The organism is Thermosediminibacter oceani DSM 16646 (genome assembly GCF_000144645.1).
Taxonomy (GTDB): Bacteria; Bacillota; Thermosediminibacteria; order Thermosediminibacterales; family Thermosediminibacteraceae; genus Thermosediminibacter; species Thermosediminibacter oceani.
Map to the genome: position 1 here is coordinate 283,157 of NC_014377.1, position 17,258 is coordinate 300,414.

Sequence of the window (17,258 nt, forward strand, 5' to 3'; positions counted from 1 at the left end):
ACTTCTTAATAACCCTTTTTTTGCTAGCAATTATTATACTTATTATTGCAGCAGGGGAATTACCTTAGCTAAGGCACAAACTGCGGTGATAAGTTTCAACGGAGGGATGTTAATGAGCCGTTTAAAAATGTTTGCGGCAATTATTATCTCCGGGACATTGTTGCTCGCGGGCTGCAGCATGCTGCCCGCCCCGGGCAGCACCATAAGGCCTCCGCAGCCGGCCAGCACTCCGGTCGAAAATGAGGAGGACATAGTCCCCGTTGTCCAGAAATTCCTGCCTCCGGGGGCACAGCTCGAACAGTATGGTTCAGGTCCCGCTGTCAGGCAAGGGGATATCGACGCTGTCGACGGCAAAAGCGAGATTTTGGCCGTTTACCGGGTCGGAAACAACACCAACGAAATCGGGGCTTTCGTGCTCAAATTTAAGGATGGAGAGTGGCAGAAGGTATGGCAGCAGCAGGGCTTCGGATATGCTCTGGATTTGATGGAATTTGCGGATATAACCGGCGATGGAAAACCGGAAGTACTCATCGGAACCACCATCGGGGCCTCCGCCGGAAATGGACTGGATATTTTCTCCTGGCAGCAGGACACACTGAAGAAGATCGCCGGAACGGGGTATCACAGACTGGAAATACTGCACTTATCGGGCAATAGCACCGAAAAGGGCTACGACGGACGAGCGCAGCTGGCGGTCTGGCAGAAGGACACCATTACCGCTATGGCCGTGGATGTGCTGCGCTGGGAAGAAATCGGCTTGGTTCCTGCAGTAGACCTGTACCGAGAGTATTTTCCAAAAGTAGTGGAATATTATGAAGAACAGCTTAAAAAAGCCCCCGACGCACCTGCTCTCTGGTTTTACCTGGCCGATGCCCAGCAAAAGGCGGGGATGGCTGAAGAAGCTTTGAAATCGGCAGAAAAGGGCCTTGCTTTGAAAGGAGACTACCCCCAGGATTATAGATTTAAGGTAGTAATGGGAAGGGCTCTAAATGACCTGGGCGAGTACCAAAGGGCCATAAGCTTTTTTGATGAGGTTATGAAAGCAAAAGAGCCCTTGCCTCCCGATATCGGCCAGCAAGGGGAGCCCGCATATTTGAAAAAAATTAAAGCTGAGGCTTTGATTGACATGGGCAAAAGCTATGAAGGCCTCAGGCAATACGAAAAAGCGGAGGATTGTTACCGCCGGTCCCTGGAAATTACAAAGAGCCTTTTTAAGGAAGACTCCATCGAAAAGAAGCTGGCTTTAATGCCGGCTGAAAAAGCCCTGCAGCGCCTGAAGGGCGTCAGGGGAAACGAATAGATTTATCGGAACGTGGAAAGAAACGGCTAATAGCAATTTTCAAAAAATTACCATATTGACACAGGCATTGCCGTTAAGGATAATAGGTACAAGAAGAATAGTTAATTAAAAGGAGAAGCGCTGATGGATTTTATAATCAACGGGGACCCCTCTAAATATACAAAATTTGTAGAAACTCATCCGAAAGGCCACGTACTCCAGACCTTAGAATGGGCTAAGGTAAAGGAAGACAACTGGCGCCCGATATACGTTACGGTGGAGGAAAAAGGGGCTGTAAAAGCCTCAATGCTTTTACTCTTGAGGCAGCTTCCTATGATACGGAAAAACATAATCTATTCTCCCAGAGGCCCGGTCTGTGATATGCACGATTTCGATACCCTGAAATTCTTAATGGATAACGTCCGAAAACTGGCCCGAAAGAATAATGCCATAATGTTAAAAATAGATCCCGATATAAGTATAAAAGACCAAATTGTGGCAAATAATTTAAAGAAGCTGGGATTTAAACAGAATATGGAAGCTCTGAATTTCGAAGGTATACAGCCGCGCTTCGTGTTCCGGCTGGACATTACTCCGTCTTTGGAGGAGCTCCTTATGAGCTTCCATCCGAAGACAAGATACAATATACGGCTGGCCCAGAGAAGGGGCGTGAAAATAAGAATTGGAAAGCGCGAAGACCTGAAGGAATTCCACAGGATTATGGAAATAACGGGGTTAAGGGACGGATTCGTGGTAAGAAGCCTCGATTATTTCGAAAAGATGTACGACAGCCTAGAGCCCCGTGGATACCTGGAACTGGCCTTGGCCGAATACGAGGGCAAAACCATAGCAGGAATAATCTGCCTCTTTTGCGGCACCAAGTGCTGGTACCTCTACGGGGCCAGCAGCAACGAACACAGAAACGTTATGCCCAACTACCTGCTTCAGTGGGAAATGATCAAAAGGGCGAAGGAACGGGGCTGCACCCTATACGATTTCCGTGGGGTATCGGGGGACCTGAACCCCGACAACCCCCTGTACGGCCTTTACAGGTTCAAAAAGGGGTTTAACGGAGAGTTTACAGAATTTATAGGGGAATTTGACATGGTCTTAAGTCCTTTCTGGTACACTGTATGGCAAAAGGGTATACCTATTTTTAGAAATATTCGCCGTAAAATCACACTGATGCTGAAGAAATCTAAATTTGAGGATAAGCGCAGCAGCACAAAGGATGAACTGGGGGCGCATTGATGGGACCATATAAAAAATACATGGAAGTGAACTTGCGCGCATTGAGGCAGAATTATGAAACAATACGCCGGGAAGTCGGGGTTCCGGTTATGGCTGTTGTCAAGGGGGATGCCTACGGTCACGGGGCAAAGGATGTGGCTCTGGCTCTTCAGGAAGCAGGTGTGGAGTGGTTCGGCGTTGAATTTCTGGAGGAGGCAGTGGAGCTTAGGGAAGCAGGTATTAAGGGCAGGATACTTTGCCTCACCGGCCCGGTAACGCGGGAAGATTGCGAAATCTTCATTGAAAAAGACGTAATTCCTACGATTTACAACCTGGACAGAGCAGATCTACTGAATAAAACGGCTGCGCGAAGGGGTGTTTCATGCCGGGTACACCTGAAATTCGATACGGGTTTGGGGCGATTCGGTTTCCTTTACGAAGACCTGGACCGCGTCATAGATGGGCTCAGGAGTTTTTCACACCTCATTTACGAGGGAGCTTACACTCATTTCGCCGAGGCTTTTGCTAAAAAGCCTGACTATACCCTTTACCAGCTGTCGGTTTTTCAAAGGGTACTGGATAAACTGGAACAGTCCGGCATAAAAGTGGCTATCAGGCATGCGGCCAATTCGGTCGCTGCCATGGATTTCCCCGAAGCCCGATTGGATATGGTAAGGATAGGCAGTGCTCTTTACGGGATAACCATGTTCAAAAACACGTCGGTCAGACTTGAAAGGGTGGCCCGCCTCAAGGTCAAGATAATCGACGTAAAGAGTCTGCCCCGGGGTTCTTATATCGGATACGGCCGCACTTACAAGACACAGAGGGATACGGTGATAGGGATTATCCCGGTGGGTTATTTTGAAGGCTTAAAAGTTCAGCGGCGCAATTACGCGTTTACGTTAGTAGGACTTTTAAGGAATATCTACCACGAGATTAAAGATTTTTTAAATCCCGTACCGCTGGTGTTCATGGACGGCAAACCCCTCCCGATTCTGGGGAGGATAGGAATGCAACTTACCGCCATCGACCTCACAGGGACGGGAGCCGGCATAGGGGATGAGGTTACGGTTGCCATTGACCCCGTTTACTTCAGATACGGGGCGAGGCTTTACACGGATAGCCGGGATGTACAGGAAGGGTTTCTGCCGGGGATTGAAAAAGGTGTAATGTAATAATATTTGATTACGTAAAATGCAATATTAAATGCGATACATTTTTTGGAAACCCGAATGATGTTGGGTTTTTCGATCATGAATGCTGAAGTTGGTAAGTTAGTCGCTTTATTTCCCGGAAAAAGAGTTCTGCTGGTTGCCGGTAGCCCAGGATTTTTCTGGCAGAGTATTACACCAATTCTGCACCCGTTCGATTTGTGAAAACGATAATTCCTTGGACATTCAAATTAGCAAACTCGCTACCGTTATCCGCAATAATGCTTTTAAACACCCGAGAAAAGATAGAGCCATACTGAGTTTTTAGGCGCTTTACGCTTCATCTACTGCCTCAGCAGTTTTGTTTGCCAATGGGAAAAGCAGGTGATAGCGAGTTTTTCTTTCCGTTAAGGTTAGCAGAACATGGTCGCTAGAGCGTTTTCCAAGGACAGTATCGATTTCCCAGTGGCCGAATTCCTCACGCTTTTCGATGCTGTAAGGCCGCCCGCTAATACTCTTGCCGTAAAGTTTTTTAGCGATTTGAGTTGGCGAGAAACCTTCTTTTAACAGAGCACAGATTTTACCTCTTTCGTAGGGTGTAAGGTGTTTAAAAGTGCGTGATGATGTGGTATACTCTTTAGTAAGAACCATAGCTGAAACCCTCCATATGTGTTATTTTTTTGCCAACCAACATCATATCGGGTTTCACGCTATGGTTCAACTTTTTTTACTGTCGCATTTAATTTTACAATTAACCGACTTGATCGGGTGATAAAAAATGAATAAATATAGAGAAAGCGACTACTTCAGTCACCCAGCGGCGCTGACCCTCCGGAGTCTCATAGGACTATACCAATAATGGGTGTAACCCATATTCGCACGCAGCAGGCTCCGATAAGCCTGCCGCTTTTTCGCACCTCCTGTTTTTTTGCTTGCAACGGCCTTTTTCACAACTTCCGAAGCCATTGGGGAACCTCCTTTTTTGAAAAAAATGTAACAGGGCTGATTCACACGTCAGCCCTGTTTATTTTTCCTCCTAACGTTTTTAACCCACACCTTCTGCTTGCTCGTAATTTTGCTGTTTCCTACGAGTTTCGCGGTAAATACTTCTCCGGGCTTTAACCCCATCATGAACACTACGCTCTTCGGCTCGGCGATATATACCACAACGTTTGCTAAGTGCTCCGGCTCAAGGACAACAGCAATCGCATATGCGTACGTAACGCCGTTTTCTTCCTTCTGCTAGGGGGACTTCATAACTGCAAATGTTATGCCATCGCATTTACCTGTATCATCGGTTTCTTCATTAATTTCCGCATCCACTGTTTTGTTTTTGTCCTCCGCTTCCTCCCTCCCGTTTCTTGCACCGTATATTCGACATCTATAGCTCCTGTTTAACTTTGGTGAAATCGCTGATGACGAGGATAATCGTTTCCCGGCCACCAGCTTTTTTGTATTCGAGCGTTGCTTGATTTTTTTTATATGTTTTTCTAATATAATGTTGAAGATGATTCTAAAAGATTGAGAATATTACAAAAAAGAGATAATTTTTTAATATGCTACTCTGTAATGTAAAAAGTTTCGGCTAATTTTTAAGATAGGGAAATATGCCCCATCTAAGCAAATTTTATGAGGTGAGACTGTTGAGCGATGTTGATATAAAATTAAATCGTAAGGACAAGGTCTATAAGAAACTTAAAGAGCTTACCGAGTCTTTAACTTTAAATGATCTAAATGTTGATAGAAAATTCGGTTTTGAAGCGGGTTTTATAGGGAAAAAAATAGGAATTAATAGAAACAACACGAGCAAAGAGTTAAACCGGCTGGTGAGAGAGGGTAAGGCCGTTAAAATCAAGGGAAAACCTGTTCTTTACCTAGATAAAAATTGCCTGGAAACTCGTTGGAAATTGAAAATTACAGATCATGCCATAAAAGATTATGAGACTTTTAAAAAATTATTTCTCAATTCTCTTGAACCGACCCAAAATTTTGAAATGATCTCGAATTCGGCCCCCTACAGAAGTATATTGGACCGGTTAATAGGTGCTGATGAAAGTTTGAAGGCACAAATAGAACAGGCCAAGGCTGCCATACTGTACCCGCCTCACGGCCTACATACGTTAATAGTCGGTCCCACGGGTGTAGGAAAGACAACTTTTGCCGAAGCCATGTACAGATATGCAGTGGAAATGGGAAAAATTCCTGCAACAGCCCCTTTTGTGGTGTTCAACTGTGCCGATTACGCCGAAAATCCCCAGCTTCTTCTTTCACAGCTTTTCGGTTACGTCAGAGGGGCATTCACTGGTGCAGATAGGGAAAAAAAAGGCCTTGTAGAACAGGCCGACGGCGGAATACTTTTTTTGGATGAGGTTCACCGTTTACCACCAGAAGGCCAGGAAATGATGTTTTTATTAATGGATAAGGGAATATACCGCCGCTTAGGAGAGTCCGAAAATACCCGGCAGGCACGCGTACTTATAATTGCAGCTACCACCGAAGATCCCAAATCGGCTTTGTTGCATACTTTTTTAAGGAGGATACCGGTGGTCATCATGTTGCCGGGCTTGGAGGAGCGGAGTTTAAGAGAGCGGATGGCTTTTGTGTGCCGGTTTTTTCGGGAAGAATCGGCCAGGATTAAGGTGCCCCTTAAGGTTTCCAAGGAAGTCCTGAAGGCTTTTTTACTCTACGACTGCCCCGGAAATATAGGGCAGCTTAAGAGCGATATCCAGCTAATATGTGCTAGGGCTTTTCTAGATTACATGACCTTTAAGAAAGATGAGGTAGAAGTAAAACTGTCCCACCTTTCCCGAAGAGTTAGAGAAGGTTTTTTCAAAATTGGGGAAAAAAGAGGAGAGATTGCCCAGAAATTTAACCTGGGAGTCGGAGAAGATGTGGTTTTTGACGGAAAAGACGAGAATATGTGGGACAATCTTGAGGGGACGGTTTTTATAGATGAATACAAAACCGCCGATGACTTTTACGAAGTGATCGAAAGCAGCTGGAATGAATTTTCTCGCAAAGGTCTTTCCGAGCGAAAAATACGCGAGATGGTAGACAGGCAGATAGAGGAGTATTTCGATGGGATCTTTTCCCGAATTAAACTCAAAGGTCCTGTAGTAGACAGAGACGCTTTAGCTAAAATAGTAAGCCCCCGAATTTTAAAGACTGTAGAGGATACTTTAACAGATATGCGAGAGGCGCTCGGCGGGGCTTTCAGTCAAAAGTTCATTTATAGTGTGGCCCTTCATGTGAGCATTCTCCTGGAAAGATTGCGGGTTGGTACCGTTATATCTCACCCTGACAAGAAAAGCATAGCACGCGAACATCCATTGGAGTACGAATTGGCCCGTAAAGTTAAGGCAAAACTGGAAGAAAGACTTTTCATAGAAATCCCTGAAGATGAAATAGCCTTTCTTGCCATGCTGATTTATGCCGCAAAGGTAAAAAAGGAACAGGGTAATATAGGTGTATTGGTAATTTCTCATGGTAGAGCCGCCGCAAGCACTATGGCACAGGTGGCGAACGAACTGCTCGGCGTCAACCATGCTAGGGCTCTGGATATGCCCCTTGAAGAAAAGGTGGAAACAGTACTGGAAAAAGCCGTGGAAGAGGTAAAAAGGATAGACAGAGGTAAAGGAGTCCTAATACTGGTGGACATGGGTTCCCTTGCGGCTTTTTCGGAAATCATTACTGAAAGAACCGGAATACCTACAAGAACCGTGGAAATGGTCAGTACCCCTATGGTTATTGAAGCCACACGGAAGGCTCTTTTACCTGATATGACCTTAGACATGCTAGCGGAAGACGTCAGGTGCATGAGTCCGTATATAGGAAAAGGGCAGCATGAAATAAGGTCGGCAACATATGGGGAATATAAAGGAGGTTATTTCCGGGGGATTTTGATAGATATCCTAGGTAAGACTCTGACATTCCTCAATCCCCAAAAGGCCTGTGATAATCTGTACGAGGTTTTGAAAAAAGTGCTCCACAAGTTCGATAGGAAAATAGATGACGATATATATGTTAAATTTTTATTTCATTGTTCATGTATGATTGAAAGAATTATAAGAGGAGAACCTCTACCATATAAAAATTTAAAGGCGATTAAAAAATCTAGATCCGGTATATTTGATGTATTAAAAACTCAATTCGAACTAATAGAAGAGACTTTTGGAATACAAATCCCTGATACAGAATTTGCATATATAGTGGAGATGCTTGATACACATTTTGATACACTTTAAAAAAGATAATACACATATGCACGAAAAGCAATTCCTTTTAAGGAGTTGCTTTTTTTTTGAATAAACAACAACCCTGCACCGCTAAAGAAAAAAGCTCTATATGCAAAAGCTTAAAATGATACACTTTATGAAATTTGGGATGGTACATTATTTGCTATTGATATTACATCAGTAACCCGGGTTACTTTTTGAAAAAAGAATTCAATATTTATAAAAAATGAACTAAGAGGTGTCGTGATGAAAGCGGCTAAGTTTTATGGGATTAGGGATGTAAGGATAGAGGATATACCTGAACCAACTATTGAATCCGGTAATGATGTTATTATAAAAGTAAAAGCTGTAGGAATTTGCGGTTCTGATATATCAAAATACGGCAAGACGGGGCCGCATTTGCCCGGTGAAGTTCCCGGGCATGAATTTTCAGGAATTGTTGTGGAGGTGGGTCCAAATGTAAAAAGTGTAAAAGTGGGGGATAGGGTTGCCGTTTGTCCATCCCTGCCTTGTTTCCAATGTGATTTTTGCAAACAGGGAATATTCTCTGAATGTGAGAGCCTGAATATTCTTGGGAACCACAATCATTTGGGTGCTTTTGCGGAATACACAAAAATTAGTGAAAGGAATTTAGTCAAAATCCCCGAAGACATAGATTTTGAAACTGCAGCAGGAATGGAACCAGCCTGTATAGCGGGGCATGGGCTTTTTAGGGCAAAGGTAAAAGTTGAAGATACAGTTGCGGTCTTAGGGGTAGGTCCTATTGGATTATTTTTAATTCAGTGGGCTAAAATATTCGGGGCTTCAAAGGTAATCGCAATAGACATCTTCGATGAAAAGCTCCGAATAGCAAAAGAGCTTGGAGCTGACTTTTGCATAAACTCTAAGATCTGCGATCCCGTGGCAAAAGTCAAAGAAATAACTGACTCTAAAGGAGTCGATGTAGCCATGGAATCTGCAGGGACTTCCCAGACCTGCGCACAGGTTTTATTACTTCCCAGGAAAGGCGGGAAGGTACTCTATGCTGGAGTTCCATATAGTGATGTGACGTTTTCTAGGGACAGTTTTGAAAAGATAATGAGAAACGAGCTTACCCTAATAGGGTCTTGGTTTTCAAATTCGTTCCCTTTTCCCGGAAGGGAATGGTATTCTGCCCTACGATATATGAGGGAGGGAAAGCTCAAAGTAAAGCCACTGATTACACATCGCATCGGTATTGAAGACATTCCGGCTACTTTAGAAAAAATTTATAAAAGAGAGATATTCTTTGGCAAAATTATGGTAATTCCCGAAGAGTGATAGTTTTAAAGCGTAGTTTATGTCTAAGATTTAATTATATAGATAGAGAGGTAAAACTATGATCGGCATACTGGTAGTAACTCACGGAGATTTTGGAAAGCAATTAATAAAAAGTGCTGAACTTATTTTGGGTTCACAGAGTCATTATGAAACATTAGGTTTGTTTCATGGTGACAATATTGACCAATTTGGTGAGCGTATTTTAGAGAAAATAAAATCGTTGGACGATGGAGACGGGGTACTTGCATTCATCGATTTATACGGTGGAAGTCCCTTTAATGCCATCACCTTAAACTTTAAAAAACTTACGGCAAAACACAAACTCCAATGTATTACTGGTGTAAATTTGCCCATGATTCTCGAAGCCTTTTCATCCAGACAGTTTTGTCAAATCGAGGAGCTAAAAAAATGTTGTCTTGATGTCGGAAAAAAAGGGATTAAAGATATTACAGAACAGCTTAACTCCATTGAAATGGATGTCAAAACGAATTAACCAAGGGGAGATGATAATATGTCAGACATTGTTCTTGCAAGGATTGATGATCGATTGATTCACGGGCAAGTAATTACAGGATGGGTAAGAGCTACCAAAGCAAACAGGATTATTATAGTCGATGATGGAGTTGCTCAAGATCCGTTCATGACTAAAGTTATGCTTATGGCTGCGCCACCAGCAATCAAAGTCGAAGTTTATAACATTCAACAAGCTGTAGACAAGCTAATGTCAAGTGAAACAGAGCAGGATAGAATAATAATTCTTGTAAAGACTCCGAAAACCATCTATGAACTAATCAAAAAAGGGATAGATTTGAAAGAAGTAAATGTGGGTGGCATGGGAGCCGGTCCTGGGCGTAAACAAATGTACAAAAATATCTCGGTATCGCAGGAAGAAAGAAATATTTTTAGAGAGATAATCAACTTAGGAGTTCAGGTGAATATCAGAATAGTTCCGGATGATAAAAGTATTAGCATAGAAAAGTTTTTATAATTAAGAGTGAGGATAAGACGTGCTATGAAAAGTCAATAGGCTAGAGCAAAAATTTCTTGACAATCACATAGAAATTCTGTTCACGCATTTTTGCCGGGAGGAGACCATTGATAATCCGGGTCATACGGCCGGTTATCCTTCCAGAGAGAGTAGATCAGGTGAACAAGTTTTCTTGCAACGGCTCCTGTAGCAACATTCGAGTGCTTTCCCTGGCTGCGTTTTTGCTCATAATAAGCCCTCAACTCCGGGTTAAAACGGCGGGCTGAAACAGCGGCTAACCACAAGCTGTTTCTTAAAACAGGGGAACCGCGTTTAGACATACGGTTACGAGTACCCTCAAACAATCCTGAAGCCCTGACTGTAGCATCTAAACCGGCATAAGCTACGAGAGCCCGGGGGTTAGGGAAACGAGAAATATCACCTATCTCACCGATAATTGCGGCAGCCAGGACAGGGCCAATACCTGGAATAGTTTCAATTACGTGGCGATAAGGGGTATCCTTACTAGGACGAAGCTCCTCCATAACCTCGTTAATTGCATCTTCAATAACCTTTATCTGTTCTTCAATAAATTCAATTTGCTCAACCAACAAACGAAGCTGTAATGTGAAAGCGTCTAAAGCCATGGTGATACCGAAGGTCCCCTTAGCCAGAGATTGAATCTTTTTAGCTCTTTCTTCACCGAACCGACCGCGGGAATGTTCTTTCAGGAAAGCAGATAACTCTGAAAGGTCCACTTCGGCTAATTCTTCCGGCTCCGGGTAAGATTTAAGCAGCTCCCTTGAAGTCCGGATAAACACATCGGAGAAGCAGTCTGGGTATTCAGGGAAAATCCTATCCAAAATACCAAGCACCCTGTTCTTAAGGCCACCGACCTGGCGTACGAACTCAAAGCGGAGTCGGGAGAGCGACTGCAATTTGAGGGTTGTTTCGGAAGGGAGTCTGGTCTCGGGGGCTCTTCCCAATCGCAGCAAGTCAGCAAGGAGCAGAGCATCCTTTTGGTCGGTTTTAGTTTTACGCACATAGAGATTCCGCAAAGCATCCGACTGAATGGGATTGATGACATGAAGTTCAAATCCCTGGTTAGTGAGGTAGCAGTAGATAGGGAGCCAGTAATGGCCGGTGGCCTCTAAGCAGAACTTTACGTCATCAGGCTTTAAACCGAGTCTTTCCAATGCCTGCAAAAGCTTATTCATCCCTTTATGGTTATTGTCTAGATGCATCTTTAAGACTATATCACCGGAGTCGTTTACGAGGCATACTTCGTGACTGTGTTTAGCCACATCAATACCGCCATAGAACATGATTTACATCCTCGCTTTCACTGAATTAGGCAGGGTTCCCGCAATCCTCTATAAGTCTCAACCTTGCGCGTAACTCGAGGCATGCAGCAAGCTACATCCGCAACGTGCTCATTCGAGACATCTCATAGAGGAGGGGCTTCACTCTTAATTTCGGGACAGCGAAAGAGCTTCCCAAGGAGGAAGATCGAAGTCCCCTGCCGCTACGAGAAATATTAGCTAAGTTTTATCAGAATTCCTGTGTGGTTGTCAAAAAACTTTGAATGACCCTTAATTACATTATTAAAGCTAACTATATTGTACAAGGAGGAGAAAGAATGAAGATTTCATTCCTACAAGCTGCTTTAATAGGGTTATTTTATTACATTTCCTGGAGTCCATGGTTTTCCTATGTGGGCTTTTTTACCTGGAACAGACCGCTTTTAGCCGGATTTGTCACGGGAATAATTCTGGGCAAACCACTTGAAGGTGCTATAATTGGGGCCAGCATTAACGTAATATACCTTGGATTCATTTCTGCCGGAGGAGCACAGATGGGCGATCCTGCTTTTGCGGGATATGTAGGGACTGCTCTGGCTCTGGCATCCAATTTGGATACTAAAGCGGTTATGGCAGTTGCCGTTCCTCTAGGAACCATTGCAACGATTCTTTGGATCACCAAAATGACCATAGACTCTTTATTTGTGCACTGGGCTGATAGAGAGGCCGAAAAAGGCAATATGAGGGCTGTTGCTTTAATTAATGTTATTCCACCTCAAATCCTGTTATTCATATTGAGTTTTGTACCAGCTACATTGGTCGTATACTATGGCCCTAACGCCGTGTCAGGACTCCTTGACGTTATGGGGCCAAAAGTGCTTCACGTATTTGAAGTAATCGGCGCTATGTTACCCGCCCTTGGAATAGCTATGAATTTAAGACTCATAGGAAACTCTTTTACAATGCCGTTTTTTGTTCTGGGCGTACTGCTTTCTTCTATTTCAAAGTGGATATAATTCTTATTGCAATAATAGGATTTATTGCTGCTATAACCATTATTCAGTTGAAGTATTCAAATAAATCAATAAGTGCATGAAAATTGCGAAAAAGGAGGGTTTTAAATATGCCAGAAGGTAAAAAGAGGTTAAGCAAAGGTGACATTTTAAAATCTTACTTGCTATGGTTTTTCTTTGCTCAGTCAAATTACAACTATGAGCGTTTACAAGCCACTGCTTTTGCTCATGCCATGATTCCTGTTTATTGCATAATTAAAATGGACAGAGTTGCAAAATAAAATCCCCACTTTTGCAACTCAAAAATCCCCAAATTTGCAAAGGTCATTGCAGGCACCCCTAAAAACCTTTACCCTTGTAGTTAGGGAAATCTTAACTGCAAGGGAGGATTGGAGGATGCTCACAATGACCCATATTGATAATATCAGAAAAGCGTTCTTTATGAAAGGGCAAAATATCAGCGAGATAGCCCGGGAATTCCAAAAAGACCGAAAAACTATACGCAAGTATATTTATCAAGAAGACTGGAACACCAGGGTTAAAGTTGAAGAAGTTAAACATACCTTCCCAAAACTCGACCCTTTCAAGGCGGATATAGATCAGTGGCTTGAAGAAGATAAAAAAGCTCGCAAAAAGCAGAGGCATACCGCCAAAAGGATTTATGACAGGCTCTGTGAAAAATACCAAGATAAGTTTAACTGTTCTTACCGCACCGTAGCAGGCTACGTAGCCATGAGAAAAAAAGAATTGTACCAGGACAACTCATGTCGTCTGCCGCTGGAACATATCCCGGGTGAAGCGCAGGTGGATTTCGGTGAGGCAGACTTTTACGAAAACGGGACGCTGCATCACGGATTTTATCTGAACCTGTCGTTTCCCTACAGTAACGTAGGATATACCCAGCTTTTCAAGGGAGAAAACCAGGAATGCCTGTTTCAGGGACTTAAGGACATATTTGAACACTTGGGGGGAGTACCCCGTAAGCTATGGTTTGATAACGCCAGCACTATCGTGAAATTCTTGAAAAATGGTGAGCGCAAACTAACCGACGCCTTCCTGAGGTTCAAGCAGCACTATGGTTTTGAGGCGGTATTCTGCAATCCTGCTTCCGGCCACGAAAAGGGAAATGTAGAAAACAAGGTCGGATACCACCGTCGCAACTTCCTTGTCCCGGTCCCTAGGTTTGAAAAGCTGGAGGATTTTAACCGCGAACTTTTACGATTGTGCGACCAGGACATGCACCGCGAACACTACCGAAAGGAGGCATCCATAGCCGAACTTTTTAATGAAGACCGTAAGGCTCTGCTTGATCTGCCTACCGTTGCTTACGAGGTAGCCGATTACATAACAGTCAAAACCAACGCCTACGCCAAATTCAGCTTGAACGGTGGAAAGCACCTCTACTCTACCGCTCCAAAATACGCCAACAGCCGGGTGCTGGTAAAGATAACAGCCCATGAGATCATACCGCTGGATGAAAGCCACCGGGAAATCGTGCGCCACCAGCGGCTTTACGGGGACAACAAGCAAGAAAGCATGGATTGGCTACCCTACCTCACTCAGCTTCCCCGCTGTCCTGGAGCCCTTAAGTATTCGGGAATATACAGCATGCTGCCGGACCCACTCCGGGAATACCTCGACGGCTGCAGCAAAAGCGAACGCGGTAAAGCGCTCAAGGCTATTGCTTCGCTTTGTGCCAAAAGCAGTTTTGAACAGGCCGTGAACGCTGTAGCCGAGGCTCTCCTTTACGGAGTGCAGGATTTAGACAGCCTCGTAGCCATCCATAACAGGATGACGAGTATAACCCCGCCGTTGGAGCCGGTAAAGATTCCGGAAGGGGTTCCTGAACTCACTGCATTCCGCTTCAATGCTGAAGACTATGACAAAGCCTTTCTGAAAGGCGGTGCCAATGTATGCTGAAGGACGAAATCGCCGCCTGCTGTAAAGCGTTAAAACTCAGCCGCAATCTAGTGGAAAACTGCGACAAGATCGAAGCTCAAAGCCATGAAGAATACCTGCTGAAGCTGCTAAGATTAGAACTGGAGCACAGAGACGCAAGCCGAAAGGACAGGCTTTTGAAAAATGCGGGCTTTTACACGATAAAGACCTTTGCCGACTACATATTCGATGGAATCAAACTCCCGCAGGGGCTTACACCGCAGGACCTAAAAGATTGCAAATTTCTCGAAGAAAAGAAAAACCTGATCCTTTACGGCAACGTGGGAACCGGCAAAACCCATCTTGCCACAGCCATCGGTGTGGAGGCCTGTAAAAAGGGATTCAACGTAAAATTTTTCCGCACTGCAGCACTGGTAAACCGGCTGGTAGAAGCCCGGAAGGGAGGTGAACTTTCCGGGTTACTGAAACAGCTTTCCAAACCAGATCTTCTGATCTGCGACGAATGGGGCTATGTTCCTTTGGACCGCGAAGGAGCGCAGCTACTTTTTCAGGTGATTTCGGACTGCTATGAACGTCGCAGTGTAGTAATTACCACTAACCTGGAATTCAGCCGCTGGGCGAGCATTTTCTACGATGAGCAGATGACAGCAGCAATGATTGACCGGCTAATACACCACAGTTACCTATTGATCTTTGATGGTCAAAGCTACCGGATGAGGCAATCACTCATGAGGCAATTAAGTTAACATAAAAATTCCCCACCGGTGCCTGGGGAAAAACCTTTGCAAAAATGGGGAATTTCCTCTTGCAAAAAACAATGATTCCAATTATAAAAAAGCTTTATACAACAAAGGAGGATATAATAGCCGCAATAAAAAGACATCTGGTCTTCTTTAATACTGAACCCATCTGCGGTTCTGTAATTCACGGCATTACCATAGCGATGGAAGAAGAAAAAGCTAACGGAGAGCCCATTAGTGACGAAGGCATTAACGCTATTAAAACTGGACTAATGGGCCCTCTTGCCGGTATTGGCGACACCATCACCCAGGGCATAATTACTCCGATTATGCTTGCCATTTGTATAGGACTGACCATGAGCGGCAATATAGCGAGTCCAATCATCTTTGTATTAGCTCAATATGCAATTATGATTGGAATTTCCTATACCATGTGGATGAACGGTTATAGTTATGGTAAAAAAGCTGTAGAAACTATTTTAGAAGGTGGATTGATAAATAAAGTTATTGAAGGGGCTTCAATTTTAGGAACCCTAGTCATGGGCGGACTTGTAGGGCGCTTCGTTACCCTTAGCACACCTATTGTAATAAACATCAATCAGGTAAAATTCTCGTTGCAAAAAGATTTATTGGATAAAATAATGCCCGGATTGATTCCGATGCTGTTAACTCTCCTTGTTTTACACCTGATTAAAAAAGGTGTTTCTCCTATAAAGATGATGGGCTTACTTATTGTTCTTGGAGTAATCGGTGGTGTGTTAGGTATATTTTAAAACGTTTTTAAAGTGGTTGAAATCATAGCAATGGTTTTTAATAAATCTTGACCGCCATATTTTTTTTCTCATACACCGGCACGCAGTCCAGCACGTCCTGCTGCAGGCAGTAGTCTATATCCTTTTCAAGGCCCAGGTCCAGAAGCCTTTTATAATGTGCGGCATGGGATATGAAAGTTTTCAGGTCGTGCCGGTGTTCCAGATAAAGGTCCCGGCAGGCGAAGGCCAGGTCCGAAAGCTCCGGGATTTCGTTGATCCTTTTTATATTCCTGACCAGGATATCCACGATAAGACCGGCGCAGGCGGCATCGTCCAGGGAGAATTCTCCTAGGGTGCCGGCGCACAACACCGCCACACCGGTGGTTTCGCTGGATAATGTCTGAAGGGCTTTTCCTGCCGCTGCTGAGGCATTCAAAAAACATCCTATAAGGATGTGCTCGGCACTTTCGGAAGCCTTTATGGCTTTTGTACCGTTACTGGTGGTGAGGATCACCGTTTTCCCCTCCACCAGTTCTTTTTTGTATTCGAGCGGCGAATTCCCCAGGTCAAAACCCGGAATCTTTAAAGCCCTTCTTTCCCCTCCAAGGAGCGAATTGCCCTTAAGATCCCTCGCCAGGCGAAAAGCGTCTTCCACCGAAGGCACCGGGATGACCCTTTCTGCTCCGTTATGAAGGGCGGTGGTTATGACGCTGGTGGCCCTCAGCACATCTATAACTATTGCGGTTTTTCCATTCAGATCCTTCACGCTCTGCGCTGTGGGGTAAACTTCAATGAACATTTTCTTCTCCTCACAATTTCAAGTTTTCAAGTTTATCGAAAACCTATATACCTTTTTTAAATGCTTCCTCAACGGTTTTTAGAACAAACTCCGCATCTTTAATGGCTGTTTCGGCATCTTCAGATTCGTATTCTTCGGTAGGTATAAAATCTTCGGCGCCGTATATTCGAGATATGATTCCTTCCGGATCAAATAAGATTTTGTTATGCTCGGTTAAGTCAAAATAAACGGGTTGAAACTTTAGTGCTTCTTCTTTTGAGAGAATATAGGGGGAAAGCTCGCACAGGATATCCTCTTCTTCATACAATTGTTGGCCTAAAGATTCGTGCGCAAGTTCTATATTATTTACAAATTCTTTGATTCTCTCACTAAATCCTGGAGCTTTTTTTAAAATAATCAACAGGTCCAGGTCGGAATTTTTCCGGTTTTCTCCCCTGGCGTAGGAGCCGAAGATTGTAAGGCCCAAGAGTGAATCCTTATAGTATTCAATTATGCCCTCGAGCACGCATATAAGATATTGTTGGTGAAGCATAGAGAAAGTCTTCAGCTCGGAAACGCATTTTTCAATATTATCCATGCAAATCACCATTTTT

The 17,258-nt window shown here is 43.9% G+C and carries 13 protein-coding genes and 3 pseudogenes; 12 read left to right on the plus strand and 4 right to left on the minus strand.

Features of this window, described 5'->3' with window-relative positions:
• Nucleotides 1–112 precede the first annotated feature (112 nt).
• The 3 genes from TOCE_RS01490 (at nucleotide 113) to alr (ending at nucleotide 3,684) form a co-directional block, all read left to right on the plus strand.
• Nucleotides 113–1,300 (plus strand): FG-GAP repeat domain-containing protein, encoded by a 1,188-nt coding sequence (locus TOCE_RS01490; protein ID WP_013275121.1) that lies wholly within the window; start codon nucleotides 113–115, stop codon nucleotides 1,298–1,300.
• A 123-nt stretch (nucleotides 1,301–1,423) separates the two neighbouring features.
• Nucleotides 1,424–2,530, plus strand: coding sequence for a lipid II:glycine glycyltransferase FemX (locus tag TOCE_RS01495; RefSeq protein WP_013275122.1), 1,107 nt, complete (start codon nucleotides 1,424–1,426; stop codon nucleotides 2,528–2,530).
• Entirely contained in the window at nucleotides 2,530–3,684 is a 1,155-nt protein-coding gene (alr, locus tag TOCE_RS01500; RefSeq protein WP_013275123.1) for an alanine racemase, read from the plus strand. The genes TOCE_RS01495 and alr overlap by 1 nt, the downstream gene beginning before the upstream one ends.
• A gap of 76 nt (nucleotides 3,685–3,760) precedes the next feature.
• On the opposite strand, the pseudogene TOCE_RS12820 reads toward alr, so the two are convergent.
• Nucleotides 3,761–4,194, minus strand: a pseudogene (locus tag TOCE_RS12820) (IS30 family transposase); the annotation flags it as partial.
• Between the two features lie 1,073 nt (nucleotides 4,195–5,267).
• Here TOCE_RS12820 and TOCE_RS01510 point away from each other — a divergent pair.
• From TOCE_RS01510 to TOCE_RS01525, 4 genes are all read left to right on the plus strand, one after another.
• Nucleotides 5,268–7,904: a sigma-54-dependent transcriptional regulator gene (locus TOCE_RS01510; RefSeq protein ID WP_013275125.1), complete on the plus strand. Its 2,637-nt coding sequence runs from the start codon at nucleotides 5,268–5,270 to the stop codon at nucleotides 7,902–7,904.
• Nucleotides 7,905–8,141: 237 nt separating this feature from the next.
• Nucleotides 8,142–9,194: a galactitol-1-phosphate 5-dehydrogenase gene (locus TOCE_RS01515; protein ID WP_013275126.1), complete on the plus strand. Its 1,053-nt coding sequence runs from the start codon at nucleotides 8,142–8,144 to the stop codon at nucleotides 9,192–9,194.
• 58 nt (nucleotides 9,195–9,252) lie between these two features.
• A complete protein-coding gene (locus tag TOCE_RS01520) occupies nucleotides 9,253–9,687 on the plus strand; it encodes a PTS sugar transporter subunit IIA (protein WP_013275127.1) in 435 nt (144 codons plus the stop codon).
• An 18-nt stretch (nucleotides 9,688–9,705) separates the two neighbouring features.
• Nucleotides 9,706–10,182: a PTS sugar transporter subunit IIB gene (locus TOCE_RS01525; protein WP_013275128.1), complete on the plus strand. Its 477-nt coding sequence runs from the start codon at nucleotides 9,706–9,708 to the stop codon at nucleotides 10,180–10,182.
• Between the two features lie 80 nt (nucleotides 10,183–10,262).
• Here the strand turns inward: TOCE_RS01525 and TOCE_RS01530 are convergent, their stop codons facing one another.
• A complete protein-coding gene (locus TOCE_RS01530; protein WP_013274925.1) occupies nucleotides 10,263–11,486 on the minus strand; it encodes an IS110 family RNA-guided transposase in 1,224 nt (407 codons plus the stop codon).
• 314 nt (nucleotides 11,487–11,800) lie between these two features.
• On the opposite strand from TOCE_RS01530, the pseudogene TOCE_RS01535 reads away from it, so the two are divergent.
• From TOCE_RS01535 to TOCE_RS01550, 5 genes and pseudogenes are all read left to right on the plus strand, one after another.
• Nucleotides 11,801–12,558 (plus strand): annotated as a pseudogene (locus tag TOCE_RS01535) (PTS mannose/fructose/sorbose/N-acetylgalactosamine transporter subunit IIC).
• 27 nt (nucleotides 12,559–12,585) lie between these two features.
• Nucleotides 12,586–12,720, plus strand: a pseudogene (locus TOCE_RS12035) (PTS system mannose/fructose/sorbose family transporter subunit IID); the annotation flags it as partial.
• Nucleotides 12,721–12,880: 160 nt separating this feature from the next.
• A complete protein-coding gene (gene istA / locus TOCE_RS01540; RefSeq protein ID WP_083768517.1) occupies nucleotides 12,881–14,395 on the plus strand; it encodes an IS21 family transposase in 1,515 nt (504 codons plus the stop codon).
• Nucleotides 14,389–15,120 (plus strand): IS21-like element helper ATPase IstB, encoded by a 732-nt coding sequence (gene istB / locus TOCE_RS01545; RefSeq protein ID WP_013275130.1) that lies wholly within the window; start codon nucleotides 14,389–14,391, stop codon nucleotides 15,118–15,120. Before istA ends, istB begins: the two co-directional genes overlap by 7 nt.
• A 44-nt stretch (nucleotides 15,121–15,164) precedes the next feature.
• The gene (locus TOCE_RS01550; protein ID WP_083768453.1) at nucleotides 15,165–15,887 is read left to right on the plus strand and encodes a PTS system mannose/fructose/sorbose family transporter subunit IID; all 723 of its coding nucleotides are present in this window, start codon (nucleotides 15,165–15,167) and stop codon (nucleotides 15,885–15,887) included.
• A gap of 37 nt (nucleotides 15,888–15,924) precedes the next feature.
• Here TOCE_RS01550 and TOCE_RS01555 read toward each other — a convergent pair whose 3' ends face one another.
• Nucleotides 15,925–16,665 (minus strand): 2-phosphosulfolactate phosphatase, encoded by a 741-nt coding sequence (locus tag TOCE_RS01555; RefSeq protein WP_013275132.1) that lies wholly within the window; start codon nucleotides 16,663–16,665, stop codon nucleotides 15,925–15,927.
• 43 nt (nucleotides 16,666–16,708) lie between these two features.
• A complete protein-coding gene (locus tag TOCE_RS01560) occupies nucleotides 16,709–17,242 on the minus strand; it encodes a nucleotidyltransferase domain-containing protein (RefSeq protein ID WP_013275133.1) in 534 nt (177 codons plus the stop codon).
• Nucleotides 17,243–17,258 lie beyond the last annotated feature (16 nt).

Bases quoted from the DNA above. Each gene is read 5' to 3' on its own strand.
- TOCE_RS01490 (WP_013275121.1), top strand. From the start codon at position 113: ATGAGCCGTTTAAAAATGTTTGCGGCAATTATTATCTCCGGGACATTG.
- TOCE_RS01495 (WP_013275122.1), top strand. From the start codon at position 1,424: ATGGATTTTATAATCAACGGGGACCCCTCTAAATATACAAAATTTGTA.
- alr (WP_013275123.1), top strand. From the start codon at position 2,530: ATGGGACCATATAAAAAATACATGGAAGTGAACTTGCGCGCATTGAGG.
- TOCE_RS01510 (WP_013275125.1), top strand. From the start codon at position 5,268: ATGCCCCATCTAAGCAAATTTTATGAGGTGAGACTGTTGAGCGATGTT.
- TOCE_RS01515 (WP_013275126.1), top strand. From the start codon at position 8,142: ATGAAAGCGGCTAAGTTTTATGGGATTAGGGATGTAAGGATAGAGGAT.
- TOCE_RS01520 (WP_013275127.1), top strand. From the start codon at position 9,253: ATGATCGGCATACTGGTAGTAACTCACGGAGATTTTGGAAAGCAATTA.
- TOCE_RS01525 (WP_013275128.1), top strand. From the start codon at position 9,706: ATGTCAGACATTGTTCTTGCAAGGATTGATGATCGATTGATTCACGGG.
- TOCE_RS01530 (WP_013274925.1), bottom strand. From the start codon at position 11,486: ATGTTCTATGGCGGTATTGATGTGGCTAAACACAGTCACGAAGTATGC.
- istA (WP_083768517.1), top strand. From the start codon at position 12,881: ATGACCCATATTGATAATATCAGAAAAGCGTTCTTTATGAAAGGGCAA.
- istB (WP_013275130.1), top strand. From the start codon at position 14,389: ATGCTGAAGGACGAAATCGCCGCCTGCTGTAAAGCGTTAAAACTCAGC.
- TOCE_RS01550 (WP_083768453.1), top strand. From the start codon at position 15,165: ATGGGGAATTTCCTCTTGCAAAAAACAATGATTCCAATTATAAAAAAG.
- TOCE_RS01555 (WP_013275132.1), bottom strand. From the start codon at position 16,665: ATGTTCATTGAAGTTTACCCCACAGCGCAGAGCGTGAAGGATCTGAAT.
- TOCE_RS01560 (WP_013275133.1), bottom strand. From the start codon at position 17,242: ATGGATAATATTGAAAAATGCGTTTCCGAGCTGAAGACTTTCTCTATG.